This window comes from Nocardia sp. bgisy118, assembly GCF_057708605.1.
This window is the reverse complement of record NZ_JBYISM010000031.1, coordinates 86,286-101,742: the sequence shown is the minus strand read 5'-3', so window position 1 is coordinate 101,742 and position 15,457 is coordinate 86,286. Positions and strand designations below refer to the sequence as shown.

Here is a 15,457-nt window from a genome sequence, read left to right as displayed (position 1 = left end):
GCGCCGTGCGCGGCCCGATGTACCGTGACATATGGACCTGTCTCGTCGGCAGCTGTTGAGATTCGGCGCCGCGGGATCGGCCGCGGTGCTCGTCGGCGCCTCGGCCGCGAGCAGCGGGCGCTTCCGCACACCGCGCTGGTCGGAGGATCCGTTCACGCTCGGAGTCGCCTCGGGCGATCCGACGCCGGACGGCGTCGTCCTGTGGACCCGGTTGGCGCCCGACCCGTTCGCACCCGACGGCCACGGCGGCATGATGAATCACCCGGTGACCGTCGATTACGAGGTCGCCGACGACGAACTCTTCCGCCAGGTGGTGGTCCGCGGCTCCGCCGTCGCGACCCGCGAACTCGCGCACAGCGTGCACCCGGAGATCGACGGACTCGCACCGGATCGCTGGTACTACTACCGCTTCCGCGCGGGCTCGGTGATCTCGCCGGTCGGGCGCACGCGCACCGCGCCGCCGCCGGGGCGCCCGACCGCGCGCATGCGATTCGGCTTCGCCTCCTGTCAGTCGTGGAGTTCCGGCTACTACACCGCCTACGAACACCTGGCCCACGAAGACCTGGATCTGGTGGTGCACCTCGGCGACTACATCTACGAGCGCGCGTGGACCCAAGGCCGCCAAGGGCTTTCGACGGGACCGGAGTTTCAGGACGAGGCCGTCGACCTGCCCACCTATCGGCTGCGCTACGCCCTGTACAAGGCCGAGCAACCGCTGCGCGACGCGCACGCCGCGTTTCCGTGGCTGGTCACCATGGACGATCACGAGGTCGACAACAACTGGGCGGCGAACTCGCCCGGCCTCGGCATCGACATCCACCTCGTCCCCACGCTGTTCCGTCGCCGCCGCGCCGCCGCTTTCCAGGCGATGTACGAACATCAGCCGTTGCGGATCGCCCAATTGCCGCGCGGTTCCGGCATGCATCTGCACCGCCGCTACCGGTTCGGCGACCTCGCGGAGATCACCATGCTCGACACCAGGCAGTACCGGACGCCGCAGGCGTGCGGCGGCAACGTCACCGCCGACTGCGACGAACGCCTCGATCCCGACCGCACGATTCTCGGTGCCAGGCAACGGGATTGGCTGCTGGACGGTTTCGCCGCGTCACCCGCCCGCTGGCAGATCGTCGGCAACCAGGTGGGCATGAGCCAGACCGACACCGATCCCGGGCCGGATCTGAGCGTGTCCACCGACTCGTGGGACGGGTACGTGGCCGACCGCAACACCGTGCTCGGCGCGGCCACGGACCGCGGCGTACGCAACCTGGTGGTGATCACCGGCGACCGGCACCAGAACCACGCCACCCAGCTGCGTCGGGACTACACCGATCCCGAATCACCGGTGGTGGCTTCGGAATTCACGGGCACCTCGATCACCAGCGGGAGCGACGGCGCGGACATGAACGACATCGGCCGACGCCTGCTCGCCGCCAACCCCGACCTGAAGTTCTTCAATGCGCAGCGCGGCTACGTCCGCGTCGAGCTGGATCATGGTATGTGGCGCAACGACTTTCGGGTGGTGCCCTACATCCGGCGCCGAGGTGCGCCCATCCACACCCGCGCGAGCTTCGTCGTGCAGGACGGGGTGCCCGGCGTCCAGGAGGCGTGGCGGCCCGAGCCTCCGGTCGAGCCCGCCCCGGAATCCGACATCAGCGCGGGACCCACCAGGGGAACGCGCTGACCCTCACCGGTGGGCGGCGTCGTACCAGTGGTGCGGTATCGCCCAATCCCAGTGCTGCGCAGGGGCGTCCGCGCCGAGCCATTCGTCGTGGCAGCGGGTCGAACCGCCGACGCTCGCGCCGTACAGCAACAGCCCGCGTACCAGGTGCCGCCACAGGGCGGACATGCGCGCTCGCATCGTTACCTCCTCGGCAGGTGCGGCAGGGCCCGGATTCGGGCCAGAATACGTGCGCGCACCAGGCCGCGGAGGCGAATTCGGCGATCGCGTCCGCGCCGCGGATCAGCCGAGGGCGAGGGTGGTGATCGGCGTGGACGTCGGCTGCGGCGAGCCGTCGGGCGGTTCGATCGTGATCGCCAAGGTGTCGGTCGGCAGGAACCTGGTGACGAACGGCGCGTCCGGCGCGGGCAGTTGCGGCAGCACACCGGCCGAGCGCGGCGTACCGTCCGCCGGCACCAGCCACAGCTGATAGGACTGTCCCCGCACCGGTCCGGCGACCCCGTCGAAGTTGACCGTCGCCGCGCCGAGCTGCGCGGAGGTGGTCACCAGCAGCGCCCCGCCGCCTTCGACCGCCGCCGAGCGGGTCCTGGTGTCGGGCTGTTCGTGCACCAGCTGGGCCGTCACGTCGAGGGTGATCGGTCCGGTGCCGCGGCCCGCGAAGATCACGGCTCCCGTCCCCGCGCCCAGTGCGACGATGAGCGCGGCCGCCGCCGCCAGCCACCGCCACCTCGGACGACGCGACCGCAGATCCGTGGTCCCGTCGATGGCGGACAGGACGGCGATCTCCAGACCGGCGGCGGGCGTGACGCTGTCGACCACCGTCATCGCCGCGACGGTCTCGCGGACGCCGCGCACGGTGTTCTCGAAGGCGGCGGCGGTGGCCGGGTCCGCCGCGCGCACCCGCCGCTCGATGGCCGCACGCTCGTCGGCGTCGACGGCGTCCATCGCATACGGGAAGGCAAGATCGAGCAGGTCCGGGTCGGGAGACTCGGCGTCGATCAACCGGATTCACCTCCGCTCAGGCAGGTCGCCAATCGCCGCAGTCCGTCGCGAATGCGGCTCTTGACTGTGGGCAGCGGGATGTCGAGCTGGTCGGCGACCTCGCGGTAGGTGCGCCCGCTGTAATAGGCCAACGCCAATGCTTCCCGCTGGGTGCTGGTCAGTGTGCCGAGGCACTCGAGCACCGATTCTTCGTCCAGGCGCTGGTCGACCGCCTCGGCGACGATGTCGTGGTCGCGGCCGAGATGGCTGTGGCCGTAGACGATGTCCCGATCGGCGGTGGACTGCTCGGTGCGGACGCGGTCGACCGCGCGCCGGTGCGTGAGCATCATCAGCCAGCCGATAGGACTGGCCCTGGTGCGGTCGTACCGGTCCGCCGTCGACCACGCCTGGAGGTAGACCTCCTGGGTGATCTCCTCGGCCGCGGCCTGGCTGCGCGCGATGCGCACCGCGAGGCCGAAGACGCGATGGCTGGTCGCGCGGTAGAACTCGGTGAAGGCATCCCGGTCGCCCGATCCGATGTCGGCCAGCAAATCCGCGAGCCATCGACTGCGTTCGGCCGCCGCGCCCGCCTCTCGGGTGGAGCATTGCGGGGCGCGCGTCCCATTGTCCGCCGGGGACTGGCGCAGCCGGATCAGGCCGCGCTTCCCCGACTCATCGGACATTCTTCACCTTTTCCCGCATAAGAGGTGCTTCGCTGCCGATCGAAATATGGATGGGTGTGATGCGGGAAAATTTCGCAGCAGACGACCGCCTTCGCTCCTCACCCTCCGCACCTGGTCGGCAGCGGCACTGCCGTACCCCAGCATCGGGGGCGACGGCATTCACGTCGTGTGCGGCGGGGAGTCTCGCCGAGTACTCCGTGTCCATGATGAGAAAAACCATCGCGGGCCTGGCCATCTCCGCCGTGCTCCTCGTCCCTGCGGGCATGGCGTCCGCGGCGCCGCACCAAACGCCCGCTCCCGTAGCCGACAGCGGGTCGGCGTCCGCCGGATCGGCCACCCAATCCCTCTGCCTGCTGCTGCGCATGCTGCGCGCAGGCTACGTCGACAGCTCCGGCGGCGGACCCGCCTGCACCTTCCTGTGAACCTGCGTCCGGCGGGCGCCTGGCGGACCGATCCGTCGGCCCCTCGCCCGCCGGCCGCCACCACCGCAGGCCGCGGCTTCTCGGCACCAGTGCACAACCGACCGGCGCTACACCCGCAGCAGGTCCGTGTTTCCAGCAGCGGGTTACGGCCCTACTTCGACGCGGTGATCCGCGGGAAGGGGTTGTCCGCTTCGAGAAGGTAGCCGATCTCCAGGAGGGTGCGCTCGTCTCCGTATGCGGCGCTGCACATCACGCCTACGGGCAGGCCGTTGTCGCCGAGACCCATGGGCACCGAAATGGCGGGTGATCCGGTGACATTGTTCATCGGTGTGTAGCCGGCGTATCGACGCAAGCGGTCGATGAGTTCGTCGGCGGGCACCGTCGGACTGAGGTAGCCGAGCGGTGGGACGGTGTGGGTGGTGACCGGTGAGAGCACGATGTCGTAGTGGGTGAAGACGCGGTCGTAGACCCGCCTCGCCCGGCGCAACCGGTACAGCGCGGCAGGGCTGCCAACGAAACGTTCGCGGTGGTAGCGCGCCAGCCCCTTGGTCAGATCGTCGAGGGCGGAGCGATCGAACGAGCGGCCGTGCTGAAGCTTGCCGGTCAGCGCCGCCATATGCGCCAGCAGCGCCCAGTACAGCAGGAAATCGTCGGCCTGCTGCCGGGCGAACGGCACGCCCATCTCCTCGATACGATGCCCCGCTTTCTCCAGCGACAGCGCGGCCCGCTCGACGGCCATGCGGCTCTCGGCGTCCGGCTCGTCGCCGGTCCCCGATCCGAGCAGTACACCGGTGCGCAGTTGCCGATCGGCCGGACCCTCGACCAGTCCGATGGGAGCAAGTCTCGGGTTGTGCCAATAGCGTTCGGCCGCAGCGGTATACGCCGCGGTATCACGTACCGTACGGGTGAGCACGCCCTCCGAGACGAGCCTGATCGGCAGCTGACGAGCCTGGGCATTGTCCAGATGCCGGAACCGGCTCGGCTTCAGCGCCACCAGTCCCGCGCACGCAGCGGGAATGCGCAACGATCCACCGCCGTCGTTTCCGTGCGCCACCGGCACCACTCCCGCGGCGACCAGCGCGGCGGCGCCGCCGGAGGATCCGCCCACCGAGTAGTCCGGATTCCACGGGTTGACGGTCGGCACCGCGGTCTGGAACTCGGTCGTCGGGTTGAGCCCGAACTCCGGCATCCGCGTCTTGCCGAGCAGCGTCACCCCGGTACTCAGGAACTGCCGCGTGTACGCGTCGTCGCGCGCGGCGAGCCGGGGGCGGAACGCGACGCTGCCGTGGCGGGTCGGCATCCCGGCCACATCCGCGTTGTCCTTGATCAGCGTCGGTACCCCGTACCACACGCCCGAACGCTTCCGCGCGTAGCGCGGCGGATCGAAGCACTCGTGCTGGATGGCGTGCAACGTCGGCTCCACCCGCTCGGCGCGCACGATCGCCGCCCGGGCCAGTTCCTCCGGGCTCACCTCGCCGGACCGAATCGCCGCCGCCAGCGCGACGGCATCGTGGTCGGCCAGGACGTCATCGGTAAACGCGTGCACACGGTCAGCCATAACAGCGCTCGCAAGGTGGTCTAGGTTCACCGGACCTTAGGTAGACGACTGTCCAGTTTTGCGCCATGTTACGCCCGCACCACCGCGCGCGAGGTACTTCTGGCAGCAATCGCGACCGTACCTGCGGCGGTAGCGCCCGGCCGCAGGACACCGCACGGCCGGGGCTACGGATCGCAGCTACACCGATGGCCCTCGTCGTCGGCGACTTCTACTTCGCGCCGCACGGCGAGAGCAGGAAGACGCCCTATCCGAGATCCGAGGTCGGCGCGGCATGCGCCGTGGCGGGGCTTCGATCCCTCGACCGGGTCCGGTGCGGGGGCCACAACCCCGGTGCGGCCGGTGTCTCCATGTCGAAGTCGTCGACAGTAGGAGGAGAGATGACCGGCACGCCCCGTATCCCGAAGGCCGAACTCAGCGCCAGGCCAAGGGCACTACGAAAGTTGTTCGGCCCGATCAGGATCGGTTCAACGTCAGATCCAACGCGGCGATATGGAACCCGGCATCGGTGACGGCGACAGAAGTATCCGTGAAACGCTTCCCGCCCAGGATGTTTCGCGCGAAATCGCGCGCGGCGGCGGACTGCGCGTCCAAACCCGCGAGCGCATCCGGTGACAGTTCGATGGTCCCGTCGAAATGCCTCGGCTGATCGGTGATCCCCGGCTGCTGCGGCGTCTGGCGCAGTCCGTCGACGGTGTGCAGGATCAGGCCGAGCCCACCGCCATCGCCGAACTCGATCCGAAGCGGAGTCGGGGTCACGGCCACATCGAAGGCGCGCACCCGCGCACTCCATCCCTGCGGCGAGACACCCTGGTAGTCGTACGGCGACGGAGCCGCCAGCGTGTCCGTCGAACGGTCCGTCGGCGAGTTCTCCAGCACGGCCCCCACGAGGGGTCGATCGGTGGCGACGAACGTCCACGACGCGTCGGTGAGGCGCTTCGTCCAGAAACCGTTCCGACCACCGTCGCGACCTTCGACCCGCAGTTCCCGCGCCGACGAGCCGGGACCGGTCTTGTGGACGGAGATGCGGTCGGTGATCTCACCCGGCACCTTCGGCTGTCGCTCCCAGTCCGGCGCGGGCAGCTGAATGGCGGCGTAGCGGTTGTCCACCCGTTCCGCGAGCATGTCCGGAGCCTCGGGCAGTCCGCGCTGATCTTCGTAGGAGTAGCGGAAGAACACCTTGTCGGCGCCGGAGATGTCGAAATCGTAGAGACGCGTGTAGAAGTCGCCGAAACGGTTGACGACGAGGGAGGTCGACGCGCTCGTCGACAGCGCCACCGCCTGGAACCGGCCGCCGTACGGCGTGGCCATCTCGTAGCTGTGATCCACCGGCAGCCACGGGTCGACGTACTGGATGCGCTGTCCGCCGTGGGTGAGCGCGAACACGTGCGACACCTTCGCCCCGCCGACCGGGTGGTCATTGCCCGCCGTGTCCCGCCAGACGTGGTCCTCGTTGGGCGAGAGCACCGACCAGGACCAGGCGAGTGTGCCTGGTGGCAGTATGTTTCCCGGGCCGGTCCACAACGGCGTGCCGTAGCGGCTGCTCCAGTTCCAGTCTCGGGGCGCGCTGAGCGCGTGGTCCATGGTGAAGAACCGGCCGTCGCGGTCTATCGCCATCACCTCGTCGTCGTCGGCGGAGACACCGGCGACTCGACCGGCCAAACAGCCCGGCAGTTCTACGGTGCGCCAACCAGCCTGGGCGGCAGCCTCTTTCACGTAGACGTTGCCCTCGCGAGTGGCGAATGTCCAACGCCGATTGAACGACTCCGCGGTGGTGCGGACCCAGACCTGCTCGGGCAGGTCGACGGCGGCCGGAGCCAGCGCCTCCAGACCGGCGGTGGATTCGTCGACCGCGACTTCCGGGCTCCCGACCGTGCCCACCGGCGCACAACCGGGGTCGGCCACGGTCACGGAATGCGTTGTCATCCCGGCGAATACCAGCCCGATGACGGCGATGACGGCGGTGCGCTCGATGGCGCGCCGGGACATCACAGCCACCCCGCAGCGCCGAAAGCGACGAGGGCGATGGCATCGATGCCGAAGATCGCGCCGACGACAAGGGCTTTGGACCGCACGGACGGCAGGTCGTGCACGTAGAAGCACGCCGCGAAGAACGGCACGTAGCCGATCAGCCAGATGAGGAACGGGAAACTCGGTTGCCACCAAGACCATTCCCAGGTGAGCACACCGGCCTTGTTGAGCAGCACCTCGATGCCGACCGCCGCGGCCGAGTTGGCCGCGATGAGAACCGGCCGGTTGGGCAGGCCGAAGATCCGGGTCTCCCGCGGCGGAAGCATCTTCGCCGCCGCGATCCCCATGATCGCGAACATGAAGCAGATCTCGATATTGAGACCGATGAGGATCTGATACGCGGTCGGCCCGGCCGCACCCCACACCGGTGCGCGATCGGTGAAGTGGAAGACCAGCGCGTTCCAGATCTCGTTGAACCAGTCCGCGCCCCACAACGCCAGCCCGGCGAACAGCACATTCCAGTTCCGCCGCTCCACTTCGACGGCGTAGACGTAGATGACGAGCAGCAGGAGCGGGATGACATACCACTTGAACTGACTCGCATCACGAAGACTCTCGAGCGCCACCCGGCCGGTGTCGGTCACCGACACACCTCCTGCCCATCATCATCGAACCGGGCGAAGTATGTTACAAATCAACACTGAACGTCAACATGTAATCCCGATTGCCTGGACTGGACCTGGTCGGATAACCCCGTCATGCACTGCGGCGAGGAGCTGTCCATGCCTCGATCGGGGACGATCTCGTCGCCAGTTCTGGACCGATCTCCGCTTCCACCAAGCTGTTTCGGCGGCTGCGGCATCGGCCATTCCGACTTCGACCGGAATGGCCGATGGACCGATAGGCCGCACTCGGTGGGAGGTCGCCGGCAGGCTACGGCCCGTCACTCACCTTCCGTACGCGCCAGAGCGGATTCGGAGGACCTGGCGACGTCCATGTCGATCTCCTGGATCTGGACCGTCACGCCGTCCGGATCGACGACCCGGAGGCTGCGGCCGAAGTCCTCGTCGAAGATCTCGTAGTCGTAGCCCCGCTCACGCAACCGGCTCGCGACCACCTCGAGCTTTTCGTCGGTCGCGAACCCCAATTCGACCGATCCGGCCGGGCGGCCCTTCGACACCGAGAAGTCGTGCAACCCGACCGCCCCGGCGCCAGCCGAAAGTTGCGCCCACACATTGACACTCGCGTCCTCGTCGAAAGCGAGACCGAGACCGGCGTAGAACTCGCGGCACGCTTGCACATCCGAGACGTACCTGATCGGCAGAACAGTCAGCATTTCTTTCTCCTTCTCCGGAACGGACGGACCAACTATGGGGCGACACCCGCTCACCACGCCCTCTTCCGCCGGACGAACGCCGGAATCCGACTCCTAGACGACCGACGCGGCGGAATCCGACAGACGACAGCTGCATCCCCTCCCGGCCGGGCCCCGGCTCGGTTACCTGCTGCGCGCGCACTCGCCGGCGGCACCACGTTATGTCGGCGGTGTGTCCACGGCCGGAGAAACACCTTGTAGGTGTCCAGCATTTGCCTGCGAAATAGACTGTCCACCAGCATGCTCCGCAGGCGACTACGCCCACCGCAATATCGGCATAGGTCACCGTGATCAACGAGGGAAGGCGTCATGGAGGATCTCGCCGCGCGATTCGAGGAACTGGGTCGCCTGGTACCGATCCCCCACCCATGGGACATAACGGAATACATCGCGCGGGTGGCAGAGTATCGGGGACGGCCGATCACGTTGTGCCCGATCGACGTCGGCGCACTCTCGGGGAACGGATGCGGCACCGGAAGTGGCCTGTGGATCGCCCGGGAAGACGACGACGTGATCATGTACGGAGCCGACACCGAATGGCATGCCGATCACATCATCGCCCACGAGATCGGTCACATGCTGCTCGGCCACGGGGGGACTGCGAGCCGTCCCGGTGGCGCCGCGGCTGATCTGTCGTTGCGCGAATTGATGCCCTCGCTGTCGCTGGAATCCATCCGCAGCGTACTGCGCCGCCAAGACTACGGCAGCGAGCGCGAGCACGCCGCCGAGACCTTCGCCGACCTGCTGCTGGTCGAAGCGATGCTGCCGAAGCGGTCGGCGAGCCGGTTCCGCTCGACGTTCTTCCGAAACCGGTACCGCTGAGATGACCTCCCCGATCCCGGGTCTGTTCGCCTGGCCCGTCCTGACATGTATGACGTTGGTGCTCGCCGGTCGGTGGTGGCTGTTGCGGGACAGCATCGTCGACCGGCTCATCAACCGCGCGCTCGTCGCCGGTCTCTTCGAATACCTGTTGCGGGAGGCATGGTTCGAACAGTCACTGGCCTGGCTGCTACCCGGCGACGACAGCGACGTGGTGAACATCGCCCGACAGCTCTCTCTGGGAGCAACCGTGTTAGCCGTCTCGAATATCTACGGCTTTGTCAAGTTGTGGGCCGGCGCCGATCCCGCCCACACGTGGCGCAGGCAGTGGCGCTATTACCTCGTCGCGATCACCGCCACCGCCGTCATCCTGATCGCAGGGACGCCCGCCCGCAACACCGACCAGTTGATCGACCAAGCCCTCGGCTGGCCGGCTGTCGTGGTCTGGGTCGCGTTTTCCCTGCCACTCGGCGCTACAGCCCTGCTCGGCTGCCGGGTAAGTGTGCGCGAGATGCGCGCCGCAGGCGCCACCACCTGGCAGGAACGTGCACTGTACACAGCGCTCCTGGGCACCATAGTCGGCCTGGGGGCCATAGCAGTCGTGTACCCGCTCGAGGCCGCCATCAGTGTCATGACAGGCCAACCGTCATTCGATCCCGAGATGCACTGGAAAGCATGGAGCGGCTTCTTACTCTCGGCAGTCGGCGCTGCCGCCGTGGTCACGGTGCCGCTGATCAGCACCCTGCTCACCCACATCGGATGGGACCGCACCGGCCGATATTGCCGCCGCCTGCAGCCGATGTGGGCCGATCTCACCGCAGCCGTACCCGAAATCGTCCTGGAGATGCGGCGCGACCACCACAGCCGAACAGACCCGGCCATCCGCCTGCACCGCATGACGGTCGAGATCCGCGACAGCCTGCTGCATCTCAAGCGCTACAGCGACAGCCCTGACGATCTGGCCGCCACAGCCGGGGACCCACATATCTATGCCCGCCACATCGCCGAGGCCATTGCCACCAAAGCTGCCGGGCACCCCCCGAGCACGAGCCGGTTCACGCCCCGACACCAAGTCCAGCCGGGCGCACGGGACCTCACCGCGGAGCTGCGCCAGCTACTCGCACTCGCCAAGGCATGGCCACACGCCCGCCGCCTGACCACCACCATCGACCATGGTCCCCAGCCGACTCGGCCGCTGACTGGATGCGCAGATCGAGCGGATTCCCCACCCGCCCGGTCACCGCACTCCGGCGATTCGGCGGTGTACCAGCGCTGTTGAGCTACACATCGACGCCCCGATGCATCTTCGAGCCACGATTCGGCAGTTGACGTCGATCGGCCTACCTGAAGCGTTCGTGCCTGCGCAGCAGGCAGAACCGGAGCCGGACCGCCGGCCTGCCGACGGTTCGGAACTGGAAACACCTCGGCCTCCGGTGTGGGACACGGGAGGCCGAGATGGTGGAGCTATGTGGTCATAGGTTCCGCTAGAACCTTTCGGTTCGGCGGCCGACCGGGCGGCCGCGGGATGCGCCACTCAGGACGCCGAGGACGCTGCCTGCGACGAGGGCGATAGCGCCCAGGATCGCCAGGGCGATGGGGAGGGTCTGGCTGAAGAGGGTGAGTCTGTCGAGACTTTCCTGGGTGACGGCCAGCTGGGATTCGATGGTTTTTTCGTCGAAGACGATGTGGGACTTGAGCGCGGTGACGTCGACCCGGTCCGCGCTGCGACCGTAGAACAGATGAATCTGCTCGCCGCCCCTGAGGACGGCTCCGGTCTTCGGCTCGACCCACAGGTCGCGGGTGTTGGTGTAGAAGCGGGTCATCGTGACCGGCTCCTCGCCTTCGAGGCCCCACTTAGTGGCGGGGAGGGTGAGCTTGTTGGTCGGCGCCTGCACGACGTCCCACATGTTCGTGACCGGGATGGTCTGGCGGAAGTGATAGACCGGCACGCCGTTGATCTCGGACTCGTCGACGTACTCGATGTCGTAGGTGGCGCGGGCGTTGAGATCGAAGTAGGGGTACGACTTCTTCTCGGTGCCGATCGGGAAGCGGTACTGCAGACCGGCGCGCCGCAACGGGTCGGCCACCGAGGCGCCCGTCCTGTCGACGGAGACGGCGATGGAACCGTTGGGAGACATCGGAACCGGCTCGCCCGTCTTGCGATCGATGGTGACACGGTCGATCGAGGCGGTGAGCAGGCCGGTGTCGCCCTCACGGTCGTCACGACGCAGCGTCTGGCCCGCCTGCAGCGTCATCTGGTCGGCGTCGGAGGGCTCTTCGACGGTGACGAAGCGCTGCGAGACGATCGGCACGTTCGTGTCGATCTTGGCCGAGCCCTCCGGCGAAGTCAGCGACCTCGAGTCCAGCACGAGGCTTTCCTCGCCAGGGACGCTCTTGGCGATCGTGGTGATCCGCAAGTCCAGCGGCGTCTTGGCCACCTTGCCGACGGTGTAGCTGGGAATCATGACCGCTGCCACGAGCAGCAGCGCGCCGAGGCCGACGAGGAAGCAGGCGATGGTCCTGCGCCCGTTCCTCATCGGCTGCCGTACGGCGTGTTGGCCAGCGACGAACCCGGGTCAGCGGTCGTCTCGCGCGACGGGATCGAATTCTGTTGCGCGCCAGTGGTGATGCCTAGCACGGCGATCACCCCCAGAATCGCGCCGGCCAGCCCGCTGACCAAGCCGGGAGCGGCGAATTTCATAGAACTAACTCCAATACGTTGCGTCGACTCAGGCGACGGTGAAGAACCCGAGGGTCGGCGCGAAGGTGCAGGTACGAGCGCCGGAATCGGCGGTCGTCGTGGTGAGCGAGCCGGAGATCACCGCGGCGACGCGCCCCGAGCCGGTGTCGGCCAGTGCCGACAGCGTGGCGGGACCGTCGGCGTTGAGCTCCGACTCGTTGGTGAGCGGCTGGACACCCGAACGACGGTTGTCGAGGTTGACCCACTGCACAGTCAGCGGCGTATTTTGCACGACCGCAGGGGATTTGGTGCCAAGCGCGGTGAAGACGAAGCCGGTCTGGCCTGCCTTCGGCCCCGGCGGCGGCAGTTCGGCCGGGCCGGGGACGGCCAGGGCGGCGCCGACGGAATCGGAGCTCGGGCCGATGCAGCCCTTGCCGATGGTCGGGTAGAGGAACTGGGCGATCCGCGGACCGTCCGACGGCGGGAGCTCGGGGCCACCGCCACCGCTACCGTCGAGGAACGTGATGACCCTCTCCAAGGTTGCCTTGACCTGCGCGGGGATGCCGGGCGTGGCGAGCAGGACCCGCGCCTGGGCAAGAATCGCGGCTTGTCCGCCGTCTGCGATGACGCCGGGGGCGGAGATGGCGCTGACGATCGTCGGCGCCAGGGCGGCCAGCGTCTCGGAGGGGACGTTCTCCGCGATCGCCGGAACGGCCTGCTGTGCCGCAGCAGGCCGTGGCGCTGCCATGGTCGGCGTCGGTGCGACGAGTGCAGCGCTCGCCGCTAATACGAGAGCAGACAGAGCGGTCCGCGATCCTCGGGTGGGCAGCATTGGTCAGCCGTCCTTCTTTCTGTGGGATAGGTGGAGCAACCCAGAAATGTCAGTGAGATCCCGGGCCACGCGCTCCCTCGCCGAGGTGCGCGGCGGCCGAACCGAACGGTCGACGGCTCGGCTCGATGGGTGGGGCGGACGCCGCGAAAGCGAGCCCACGTCCCGCGCGGGTGAGGTGACCGGCCGTACCCGACATCGTCGACAACGGCGCGGAATTCATTGTGGACATCTCGCCTTCCTTCCCGCCGCTGCTCGAGCCCCAGCGCACCATGATGAAACAGCATCCGACCCGTCTCGAGCCAGCGTTTCGTGCGATCCAGAAAGTTATCGGCAATACTTTGTGATTAACCACAGTCGCTGCCGATCTACTGACGGGTACGAACGGGCGCTGGCCGCGATGGGCTGTGACAACCCCGAACCGCGCAGAGAACCCCGAGATCAACCGGCATCGCCGACGCCGCCCGACCAACTCGGACCACACTGGGAACGTTCACAACGCCATCAGGTTCAGCCGACCTTCGGCAGAAGACCGGATCCCGGCTCAGTAGCCTCAGCGGCCCGCTGCCGGATCGCCGCCGAACGAACGCACCGGCCGGTGTTGCTGCCGCCGCGAGCGCGAGCATGCCTGCGGACGCGTGTGGCCGGCCGCGGCGTTTCCGGGAGTTGGGCACCGCTGGCCAGCACTTCTGGCAATCCGACCATTGAGCATCGTCTCGCTCGCTGTGCAAGACTGCTCCGGTGGCCGAAACCGCTGAACTAGTTACCAACGTTTCCGACACCGCCCGTTGGGTGGCCGCCTTCCGCGCTGTCGAATCCGCCCGCCCCGACGCCCTTTTCCGCGATCCCCTCGCGGACCGGGTCGCTGGTGAGCGGGGCCGCGCCATAGCCGGCCGCACCCCGCTCTTGATGCACAACGGCTGGAATCTGGTCACCCGGACCAAACTCATCGACGACCTGATCATGAAGACCATCGAGCAGGGCTGCGATCGGGTGCTCAATATGGCCGCAGGTATGGATACCCGACCGTACCGGCTCGATCTGCCCTCCGAATTCCCTTGGATAGAGGCGGATCTCCCCGCGTTGGTCGACGAGAAGAACGAGCTGCTTGCCGGGGAGTCGCCGCGCTGCGCGCTGACCCGCACGGCGGTGGATCTCGCCGATCCCGCAGCGCGGCAAAAGTTTCTGGACGAGGCCCTCGCGGGTGCGCAGCGAGCGCTGGTGCTCACCGAGGGTCTGATCTACTACCTCGCCGACGACGAGGTCATTGGCTTGGCTGCCGCGCTGGCTCGCCCTGAAATCGCTTGGTGGGCATTGGATGTCAATAACAAAGCGATCTTCAAGCGAATGAGTAAGGCGACCACCGAACTGCTGGCCAACGCCCCATGGCAGTTCGGTCCGGTCGATCCGCTGCGCTTTTTCGCCGACCTCGACTGGACGGCCGACGAGGTGGAAGCTCTGGCCTCGGCGGCGCACCGGTTCCACCGGCTGCCCTGGTTCATGAAGCCGATGACGCTCTTCCCGCAACCGGATCCCCGCAAGCCGATCCAAAATGCTTGGCAGCCTTGGAGTTCGGTGGTGCGGCTCAGGCACACACCGGCGAGCAGCTAGCTCGCGAGCCCTAGCCCTCGAGGCGCACCACCGCCGGCACCCGGCGGTGGTGCGTATCCGTGCCATAACGAAAGGCTTCCCGCCCCATGGGTAATAGCTGGCTACGTCGCCTGTCCCCCTCCCCCGGGGGTGGATCCCACAAGTTGTTCTGCTTTCCGCACGCCGGCGGCTCCGCCATCTCTTTCGGACCATTGGCCAAGTGCATCGGATCCGAATACGACGTTCTCGCTGTCCAGTATCCGGGACGACAAGACAGAAGGCATGAACCGCTCGTGGGTAGCATTTCAGGCCTCGTCGACGGCCTGCTTCCCGAGCTGAGAGAAGCTGTCGAGGACGCCGAGAATTTCTCCATATTCGGGCACAGCATGGGATCTGTCGTAGCTTTCGAGGCATGCAGGCGACTCGAGCGGGAATTGGGAGCGAGCGCGCGGGTCCTGTTCGCCTCCGGTCGGCGCGCGCCTTCGGCGGCGCAACCTGAACTGCGAATGCATCTGCTGAGTGATCGAGAACTCTGTGATCACCTACTGCAGTTCGGCGGTACACCAGCGGCGCTGCTCGAGGATCCCGAATTCCGAGAGCTGATCCTGTCCATCGTCAGGAACGACTACCGAGCCATCGAGACTTACGAGTGCAGTACGGACGCGATGGTCAGCAGCCCTATCGTCGCGATTGCCGGCGATCGTGACCCCGATGCGAGTCTCGCGCAAATCGAGGTATGGGGCTCGCACACCTCTGGAAGCTTCTCAGCGAGACCATTTCCGGGCGGTCATTTCTTCATCGATGCGAATTGCCAAGCAGTAGGGCAGCTGATCCGCGATCACTGCGCTCGAGCGCTGTCGAGCTGATCCAGCAC

At 67.3% G+C, this 15,457-nt stretch carries 16 protein-coding genes; 6 read left to right on the top strand and 10 right to left on the bottom strand.

Going from position 1 to position 15,457, the window contains the following annotated elements; translation table 11 throughout:
• Window positions 1-31 precede the first annotated feature (31 nt).
• Window positions 32-1,681, top strand: coding sequence for an alkaline phosphatase D family protein (locus AC3EO7_RS30515; protein ID WP_431971924.1), 1,650 nt, complete (start codon window positions 32-34; stop codon window positions 1,679-1,681).
• Window positions 1,682-1,684: 3 nt separating this feature from the next.
• Here the strand turns inward: AC3EO7_RS30515 and AC3EO7_RS30510 are convergent, their stop codons facing one another.
• The 3 genes from AC3EO7_RS30510 to sigK form a co-directional block, all read right to left on the bottom strand.
• A complete protein-coding gene (locus AC3EO7_RS30510; RefSeq protein WP_435593104.1) occupies window positions 1,685-1,858 on the bottom strand; it encodes a hypothetical protein in 174 nt (57 codons plus the stop codon).
• Between the two features lie 102 nt (window positions 1,859-1,960).
• Window positions 1,961-2,680 (bottom strand): anti-sigma factor, encoded by a 720-nt coding sequence (locus AC3EO7_RS30505; RefSeq protein ID WP_435593103.1) that lies wholly within the window; start codon window positions 2,678-2,680, stop codon window positions 1,961-1,963.
• Complete coding sequence (gene sigK / locus AC3EO7_RS30500; RefSeq protein ID WP_431971927.1) at window positions 2,677-3,342, bottom strand: ECF RNA polymerase sigma factor SigK; 666 nt, start codon at window positions 3,340-3,342, stop codon at window positions 2,677-2,679. The genes AC3EO7_RS30505 and sigK overlap by 4 nt, the downstream gene beginning before the upstream one ends.
• A 203-nt stretch (window positions 3,343-3,545) precedes the next feature.
• On the opposite strand from sigK, the gene AC3EO7_RS30495 reads away from it, so the two are divergent.
• Window positions 3,546-3,764: a hypothetical protein gene (locus AC3EO7_RS30495; protein WP_431971928.1), complete on the top strand. Its 219-nt coding sequence runs from the start codon at window positions 3,546-3,548 to the stop codon at window positions 3,762-3,764.
• Window positions 3,765-3,915: 151 nt separating this feature from the next.
• On the opposite strand, the gene AC3EO7_RS30490 is transcribed toward AC3EO7_RS30495, so the two are convergent.
• The 4 genes from AC3EO7_RS30490 to AC3EO7_RS30475 form a co-directional block, all read right to left on the bottom strand.
• On the bottom strand, window positions 3,916-5,322 hold the full coding sequence (locus tag AC3EO7_RS30490) for an amidase (protein ID WP_431971929.1): 1,407 nt from the start codon (window positions 5,320-5,322) through the stop codon (window positions 3,916-3,918).
• 453 nt (window positions 5,323-5,775) lie between these two features.
• Complete coding sequence (locus AC3EO7_RS30485; RefSeq protein WP_435593102.1) at window positions 5,776-7,308, bottom strand: hypothetical protein; 1,533 nt, start codon at window positions 7,306-7,308, stop codon at window positions 5,776-5,778.
• Complete coding sequence (locus tag AC3EO7_RS30480) at window positions 7,308-7,934, bottom strand: hypothetical protein (protein WP_435593101.1); 627 nt, start codon at window positions 7,932-7,934, stop codon at window positions 7,308-7,310. The genes AC3EO7_RS30485 and AC3EO7_RS30480 overlap by 1 nt, the downstream gene beginning before the upstream one ends.
• 299 nt (window positions 7,935-8,233) lie before the next feature.
• Window positions 8,234-8,626, bottom strand: a complete 393-nt coding sequence (locus AC3EO7_RS30475) for a VOC family protein (protein WP_431971932.1) — start codon at window positions 8,624-8,626, stop codon at window positions 8,234-8,236.
• A gap of 348 nt (window positions 8,627-8,974) precedes the next feature.
• Between AC3EO7_RS30475 and AC3EO7_RS30470 the strand changes: the two genes are divergently transcribed.
• Together AC3EO7_RS30470 and AC3EO7_RS30465 are read left to right on the top strand one after the other, a co-directional pair.
• Window positions 8,975-9,487, top strand: a complete 513-nt coding sequence (locus AC3EO7_RS30470) for a hypothetical protein (RefSeq protein ID WP_431971933.1) — start codon at window positions 8,975-8,977, stop codon at window positions 9,485-9,487.
• Window position 9,488: 1 nt separating this feature from the next.
• A complete protein-coding gene (locus AC3EO7_RS30465) occupies window positions 9,489-10,763 on the top strand; it encodes an MAB_1171c family putative transporter (RefSeq protein ID WP_435593100.1) in 1,275 nt (424 codons plus the stop codon).
• A 205-nt stretch (window positions 10,764-10,968) separates the two neighbouring features.
• On the opposite strand, the gene pgfA is transcribed toward AC3EO7_RS30465, so the two are convergent.
• From pgfA to AC3EO7_RS30450, 3 genes are read right to left on the bottom strand one after another with little or no spacing between them, the layout of a single operon-like run.
• The gene (pgfA, locus tag AC3EO7_RS30460; RefSeq protein ID WP_431971935.1) at window positions 10,969-12,021 is read right to left on the bottom strand and encodes a cell envelope lipid trafficking protein PgfA; all 1,053 of its coding nucleotides are present in this window, start codon (window positions 12,019-12,021) and stop codon (window positions 10,969-10,971) included.
• The gene (locus tag AC3EO7_RS30455; RefSeq protein WP_431971936.1) at window positions 12,018-12,185 is read right to left on the bottom strand and encodes a DUF2613 family protein; all 168 of its coding nucleotides are present in this window, start codon (window positions 12,183-12,185) and stop codon (window positions 12,018-12,020) included. Before AC3EO7_RS30455 ends, pgfA begins: the two co-directional genes overlap by 4 nt.
• Before the next feature lie 28 nt (window positions 12,186-12,213).
• Window positions 12,214-12,996, bottom strand: coding sequence for an Rv1157c family protein (locus tag AC3EO7_RS30450; RefSeq protein WP_431971937.1), 783 nt, complete (start codon window positions 12,994-12,996; stop codon window positions 12,214-12,216).
• A gap of 738 nt (window positions 12,997-13,734) precedes the next feature.
• Here AC3EO7_RS30450 and AC3EO7_RS30445 point away from each other — a divergent pair.
• Together AC3EO7_RS30445 and AC3EO7_RS30440 are read left to right on the top strand one after the other, a co-directional pair.
• On the top strand, window positions 13,735-14,604 hold the full coding sequence (locus AC3EO7_RS30445; RefSeq protein ID WP_431971938.1) for a class I SAM-dependent methyltransferase: 870 nt from the start codon (window positions 13,735-13,737) through the stop codon (window positions 14,602-14,604).
• Between the two features lie 86 nt (window positions 14,605-14,690).
• Window positions 14,691-15,449: a thioesterase II family protein gene (locus tag AC3EO7_RS30440; RefSeq protein WP_431971939.1), complete on the top strand. Its 759-nt coding sequence runs from the start codon at window positions 14,691-14,693 to the stop codon at window positions 15,447-15,449.
• Window positions 15,450-15,457 lie beyond the last annotated feature (8 nt).